This is a genomic window from Planctomycetota bacterium, assembly GCA_026387035.1.
Taxonomy (GTDB): domain Bacteria; phylum Planctomycetota; class Phycisphaerae; order FEN-1346; family FEN-1346; genus JAPLMM01.
The window spans coordinates 1-6,447 of sequence record JAPLMM010000092.1 but is presented as its reverse complement, the minus strand read 5'-3'; the positions used below and the strand labels follow the sequence as shown (position 1 = coordinate 6,447).

At 64.9% G+C, this 6,447-nt stretch carries 6 protein-coding genes; 5 read left to right on the top strand and 1 reads right to left on the bottom strand.

Features of this window, described 5'->3' with window-relative positions; genetic code table 11:
• Nucleotides 1–78: 78 nt before the first annotated feature.
• Nucleotides 79–1,320, bottom strand: coding sequence for a 6-phosphofructokinase (locus NTX40_03270; protein ID MCX5648106.1), 1,242 nt, complete (start codon nt 1,318–1,320; stop codon nt 79–81).
• 228 nt (nt 1,321–1,548) lie between these two features.
• Between NTX40_03270 and NTX40_03265 the strand changes: the two genes are divergently transcribed.
• From NTX40_03265 to NTX40_03245, 5 genes are all read left to right on the top strand, one after another.
• Complete coding sequence (locus NTX40_03265; GenBank protein MCX5648105.1) at nt 1,549–3,141, top strand: DUF1846 domain-containing protein; 1,593 nt, start codon at nt 1,549–1,551, stop codon at nt 3,139–3,141.
• A gap of 173 nt (nt 3,142–3,314) precedes the next feature.
• On the top strand, nt 3,315–3,839 hold the full coding sequence (locus tag NTX40_03260; protein ID MCX5648104.1) for a hypothetical protein: 525 nt from the start codon (nt 3,315–3,317) through the stop codon (nt 3,837–3,839).
• A 210-nt stretch (nt 3,840–4,049) separates the two neighbouring features.
• Nucleotides 4,050–4,880: a peptidylprolyl isomerase gene (locus tag NTX40_03255; GenBank protein ID MCX5648103.1), complete on the top strand. Its 831-nt coding sequence runs from the start codon at nt 4,050–4,052 to the stop codon at nt 4,878–4,880.
• Nucleotides 4,881–4,981: 101 nt separating this feature from the next.
• Nucleotides 4,982–5,539, top strand: a complete 558-nt coding sequence (locus tag NTX40_03250) for a transposase (GenBank protein ID MCX5648102.1) — start codon at nt 4,982–4,984, stop codon at nt 5,537–5,539.
• A gap of 510 nt (nt 5,540–6,049) precedes the next feature.
• Nucleotides 6,050–6,447 (top strand): hypothetical protein (locus NTX40_03245; protein ID MCX5648101.1); only part of this gene is annotated, 398 nt, incomplete at its 3' end.

The window sequence follows — 6,447 nt, the reverse complement described above, 5'->3', positions numbered from 1 at the left end:
GTTTAGCCGCGAGCCGGAGGCGAGCGCGCGCCGTTCGAGCGCCCGCGCGAACATATGACGTTCCCGCGCCGCCGCACGTCATTCTAAAAGCGCCGTCTCGGGCAACTCGCCGACGAGCGGCAGGCAGTAATCCCGGAACGTGGGGCAGACGTCGTTCGCGCCCGGACAGATATACTCCTTCGGCACCTCGCGGTTCTTCCCGGCCACCGCTTCGAGCGGGACGACCTCCGTGTGGATCTTGTACGCCCGGCCTTTCTCTCGCTTGATCGCCACGGAGCCGTTCGTGTTGCCTTTGCAGGCGGCCTTGACGGCGTCGCGCCCGACCAATCGCGCCTCGCGCGCGTCCGTCTTGCTCGCAAATCCGGGGAACGATCGCTGGAGATATCCGAACGTGTCGCCGCGCACCCGGCCGACGTCCATCACTTCCTTCACGCGGGCCGTCAGGTAATCCGCCAGCACGCCCGTGCCCGAGAGTTGGTAATGCCCGAAGGCGTCCTTCTTCGGCTTGCCGAGGATGTCTTTCCGGTCGTCCTTCAGGGCCTCGAAGAGCCGTTCGCCCGCGATGGCCGCCCAGAGGTTGCCCTCGGCGTCGCGGATGCCTTCGCTGACGGCCGCGACGCACCGGCCGTATTCTCCGACCGCTTGCCGGACGTCGGCTGTGAACTTCTCAATCGTGAAGGGCGCCTCGGGGAGGTAAATGAGGTGGGGCCCGTCGCCTTCCTTCCGGCGTGCGAGCATGGCCGAGGCCGTCAGCCAGCCCGCGTCGCGGCCCATGATGACGTCCACCTTGACGCCTGGAATGCTGCGGTTGTCCAGGTCGTCGCCGCGCACCGCGCTTGCGACGAACCTTGCGGCGCTTCCGAAGCCCGGCGTGTGGTCGTTCTCCATGAGGTTGTTGTCTATCGTCTTCGGGACGTGGAAGATGCGGAGTTCGTAATCCTCCCTCGCCGCGGCCTGGTTGATGAGGTGGGCCGCCAGGGCCGAATCGTCTCCGCCGATGTAGAAAAAGTACCGGATGCCCTCCTTCTTGAACTGCTCGAAGAGGCGCTGGCAATCCTCGGGTTTCGGCTTGTGCCGGACGCTGCCTAGGGCCGCCCCCGGCGTCGCCGCCACGCCCGCGAGGCGCTCTTTGCGCACCTTCGAGAGGTTGACGAAATCGCTCTCGAAAATCCCCTGGACGCCGTGACGCGCCCCGAGCAAGACCTTGATCTCCTGGTGCCGCCAGGCCTCTTCGATGATGCCCACGAGCGTCTGGTTGATGACGGCGGTGGGTCCGCCGGACTGGCCCACGCAGGCCTTGCCTTTAAGTTTCGTCGCCACGCCTCGCTCCTTCGCGCATCGTCCGGTTTCGTGCCCCCAAGGCCCGGTTATCCTTTTCAAACGGCGGCCGATTGTCAAGGCCTTTCGCCGCCCGGCGCCGGCGCGGCCCAGCGGTCGGACGGCGAGAATCCTTGACACGGTCCGCCTGGCGCGACACTATTCTCGAAACTCGGCCGGTCTGCGGGTGCGCGAGCACCTCCGCCGGCCGCACGCGTTAGGGGACATCCTGTGACGAAACGCACTCGCCGCGCCCGTTCCTCAAAAACCGCCTGCCCGGATTCCTCCGCGAGGCCCCCTGAAGCGACGCGCCTCGTCGGATTCGACAATTCGAAGTATCTCGACCAGCAGACCGCCGCCATCCTCGAACGTGTCGGACGCTCCGGCGACAAACTGTATCTGGAGTTCGGCGGCAAACTCCTCTTCGATTACCACGCCGCACGCGTCCTCCCGGGCTTCGACCCCAACGTCAAGATGCGCCTCCTCCAGCACCTCCGCGACCAGGCCGACATCCTCCTGTGCATCTTCGCCGGCGACATCGAAAGGAAAAAACTCCGCGCCGATTTCGGCATCACCTATGATGTCGACGTCCTCAAACTCATCGACGACCTCGGCGACTGGTCCATCGAGGTCCGCGCCATTGTCATCACGCGCTTCGACGCCCAACCCGCCGCGCAAATCTTCAAGAACAAACTCGAACGCCGAGGCGTCCGCGTCTACACCCATGCCGCCACGCGCGGTTACCCCACCGACATCGATACCATCACGAGCGACGCCGGCTACGGCGCCAACCCCTACATCGAAACCGAAAAACCCCTCGTCGTCGTCACCGGTCCGGGCCCGGGGAGCGGCAAACTCGCTACCTGCCTCTCCCAACTCTACCACGAGCACAAGCGCGGCCGCGGCGCGGGATACGCCAAGTTCGAAACCTTCCCCATCTGGAACCTCCCGCTCAAACACCCCGTCAACGTCGCCTACGAGGCCGCCACCGCCGACATCCGGGACTTCAACCTCATCGACCCCTTCCACCTCGAGGCGTACGGCAAGACGGCCGTCAACTACAACCGCGACGTCGAAGTCTTCCCCGTCCTGCGGCACATCCTCGAGCGCATCACCGGCGCGAAGTCCGTTTACCAATCGCCGACCGACATGGGCGTCAACCGCGCCGGCTTCGCCATTACCGACGACGCCTGCGTCTGCGAGGCCGCCCGCCAGGAAGTCATCCGCCGGTTCTTCCAGTACGCCTGCGAACATGCCATGGGTGTCGCCGCCCGCGAAACCGTCCAGCGCGTCGAACTCCTGATGGAAGAACTCGGCGTCCGGCCCGAAGGCCGCCGCGTCGTCGCTCCCGCTCGCCGGGCCGCCGACGAAGCCGCTCGCGCCGCCGACAAGGGCCACAAGGGCATCTTCTGCGGCGCCGCCATCGAACTGGCGGACGGCTCCGTCGTCACCGGCAAGAACTCGCCTCTCATGCACGCCGCCAGCGCCCTGGTGCTCAACGCCATCAAGGGCCTCGCCGGCATCCCCGACCAGATCCACCTCCTCAGCCCCGCCATTCTCGAATCCATCGCCGGCCTGAAGAAGAACATCCTCGCCTCGCGGAGCGTCAGCCTCGACCTCGACGAGGCCCTCATCGCCCTTTCCATCAGCGCCGCCACCAACCCCTCCGCTCAACGCGCCATGGAAAAACTGAAATCGCTCGCCGGATGCGAGGCCCACCTGACTCACATCCCGCGCCCCGGCGACGAGGCCGGCCTGAGGCGCCTCGGCATCCACCTCACGAGCGAACCCAACTTCTCCACCAAGGACCTCTTCCAGGCCTGATCCCGCGCCGCGCGCCTGTTTCGCCGTGCATCCGTTGCCGTCAAATCCGCAATCCGAAATCCGCAATCCGCAATCGTTCCGCTCCGCCCGGCCACCTGTTGACAACGGCGCAGCGGACCCTATGATGGCCGCCATCGCCGACCGCCTCCGCGGCCTTGCTGGAAGGAGAACCCATGGCGAACCCGACCAACAACGAATCGCTCGGCATCTTCAGCCTCCGCGCCGCCGCCTCCGGACTCGTCCTCCCGATCCTCGTCATCACCTTCCTCGTCGCCTTCCACGCCGACCTCGCCGGCCAGAACCGCTCCACCATCGCCTGGCTCGTCGGCACCGTCTTCATCACCCTCGAAGTTTTCGCCGTCCTCGCCGGCCTCGGCGCCTGGGCCTCCGCCGCCGGAAAGATCGGAACCCTGCTGGCCCTCGTTATCCTCGTCGGCGGCCTCGCGGCCAGCGCCGCCGCCTTCCATTGGCCCGTTCCCCTCGACGAGTTGACCGGCGCCAAAGCCAGGCCCGCTCCCCAGCCCGGTGAACCCGCCGCCCTCCCCGCGTCGCCCTCCGCCCCGCGCCTTTCAAAGCCCGCAGATGAATCCCGACGAAGTCGGGATGAATCCGCGGGAACCCCGCCCCCCGCCCCCGAAAAACCCGTCCGCCGTGGCCCCCCCGGCGAACTCTTCCCCAACGTCCCGCCCCAAAAGTAGCCGCCGTTCACATTTAGCCGCCCAGTTTTCTGGGCGCGTTTTGTGCCGTTCACCGCCTGCCCCGATCCCTCGGGGTTTAGCCGCGAGCCAACGGCGCGCGCGCCTTTCGAGCCCGCCGCCACGCTTCGCCGCAAGACGTTGCACAACGGGCCGCACCCCGCTACAATGTCCCCCTTTGACGCGAACCAGTGGAACCACGGGGAGCGGCCCATGGCCATCATCGTCAACGGCGTGCGTATCGAAGACGAGGCGATCCGCGAAGAGAGCGAGCGCATGCGGCCGGCCTACGAGAAGGCGTTCGCCGACGAGGACCACGCCACCCGAGAAGCCCGCCTCCGCGAGTGGGCTCGCGACAACGCCATCGAGCGGGTCCTCCTGGAACAGGCCGCCAGGACCGACTCCGAACCGCTGCCCCCCGAGGACGTCGAAAAGGCGATCGAAGCCGTAATGCAGGGCGCCGATGGGTCAAAAACCGAGGAGAAACTTCGCGCGGACGTCGAACGCCATCTGCGCGTCAGCCGACTCTTGGAGAACGTCGTCAAGGACCTCCCGGAGCCCTCCGACCAGGCCGTACGCCGGTACTATGAGGAGCACCAGAAGGAGTTCATGGCCCCCGAGCGGATTCACGCCGCTCACATCGTCAAACACGTGAGCGCGTCCGTGCCCCCCGAGGTGGCCGAGGCCGAACTGCGGAAGGCCCGGCAGGAACTCGACGCGGGCGCCGACTTCGCCGAGACGGCCGTCAAGTACTCCGGCTGTCCCGAGAACGGCGGCGACCTGGGGTGGTTCCCTCGCGGACAGATGGTCGAGGAGTTCGAGCATACCGTCTGGAAAATGAAGCCGGGCGGCGTGAGCGACATCTTCGCCACGCGGTTCGGCTTTCACATCGTCCGCCTCATCGAACGCAAACCCGCTGCGCCCTACGCCCTCCAGGAGGTTGCCGATCCCATCCGCCGGCACCTCGCCGCCCGGATGCGCGATGAGGCGATCGAGACCTACCTCGACGGCCTGCGCCAAGAGGCCGCGATCGAAGAAGCCTGAGCGCCCCCCCGCGCGCGCCTGTGTGCCACGGCCGGTCTTGTCCCTGTTTGCCTTTGGACCCCGGTGGGGCCCGGCCGTGCGTTTCTGTGTATGTTGACTTCATGGCCGCACGGATTCGAAAGTGCCGCCGCGTATTCAACGAGCCCGGCCACGCTCACTACCTGACCTATTCCTGCAAGGACCGCCTGCCCCTGCTCTCAAAGGAAAATACGAGGAAGTGGGTTATCGAAGCCATCGGCACGGCGCGGCAGCGCCATGAGTTCGACGTTTACGCCTATGTAATCATGCCTGAGCACGTGCATCTCGCTGTGCGTCCGCGGCGTACCGAATACGATCTGTCGCGGTTCCTTTATGACGTCAAGCGGCCGGTTTCGTGGAAGGCGAAGAGACGGCTCCAGCAGACGGGCGATTCAGAATGGCTCCGACGACTGTCCGCCAGGCATGGCAATCGCAAGGTCTTTTGCTTCTGGCTGTCGGGCGGCGGATACGACAAGAACGTTTGCCAGCAACGGGCGATACGCGAGATCATCGATTACATCCACGCCAACCCGGTTCGCCGAGGGCTTGTGGACACCTCCACCGAGTGGCTGTGGTCCAGTGCACGCTACTGGGCAGGCATGGACCGAGTTCTTCTGGAAATGGACCCGATCCCGGACTGAACAACACACGGCCGGACCCTCCTTCGTCCCGATGAATCGGGACTACGGCGGGTCTGCGCTGCGCTCCGACAAGACCGGCCGTGGCACACCTTGGTGTTGCCGGTTGCCGCCTGCCCGCCATAGCCCTCTGCTTCGCCCTGCGTAGCCGGCGTCGCAGAGCAGGGTCGGCGACGGCGGGTTTGCCGTTTGCCTTTCCACGATCTCTGTTTTTCTCTGCGGTCTCTGCGACCTCTGCGTTGAAACCCCGCCGTCTCATGGGGGAAAGGCCGGGAGAGGGAAAAACTGGGGAAAATCCGAAAAATTTTTCCTCCGTAAGTCCTTTATTTACAGGCACTTACCCCCACCCCCCCCCACTTCCGATTTGACTTTTCAGAAATCTGTGGTATACTCCTCCTGGAGTTTAGGGGGCCGCATCTTGAAACGAAAGTTAGCTGGCAGGTCGATGTTCATTTCTCAGGGTCTCGGCGAGAGACCCGCAAAAGCCCCTCAGAGGGCGGAAGGAGCAGGAACATGTGCAAGCATAGGAGACCAACTATGTTTTCGAGATTTCTGAGTGTGGCAGTCGTGGCGTGCGCGGTGCTGGGCCTGACCTTCGCCGGGCTGAACACCGCGAATGCTACTGTGAACTTCTGCATCAACCCCGGTTTTGAAATTGGAGGTTATGCTGCCGGAGCAGGCTGTCCTAACTACACTGGGACGATCCCACCGGTTGACCACAACGCGATGCCGTGGTCCTATTGGGCGGGCGGTGGAGTCGACGGTCCCCCTCCCCAGGCCGCGATTCCGAATCCATTTATTGACGCAAACAACCCCAGTGCCAGGGTGTGGGCCAACTTCAACAACCCCTACTATGTGAATGTTGCCTCACAGAACAACGGCAATCTGCGGCCCGCGAGCGGTTTTTGGAT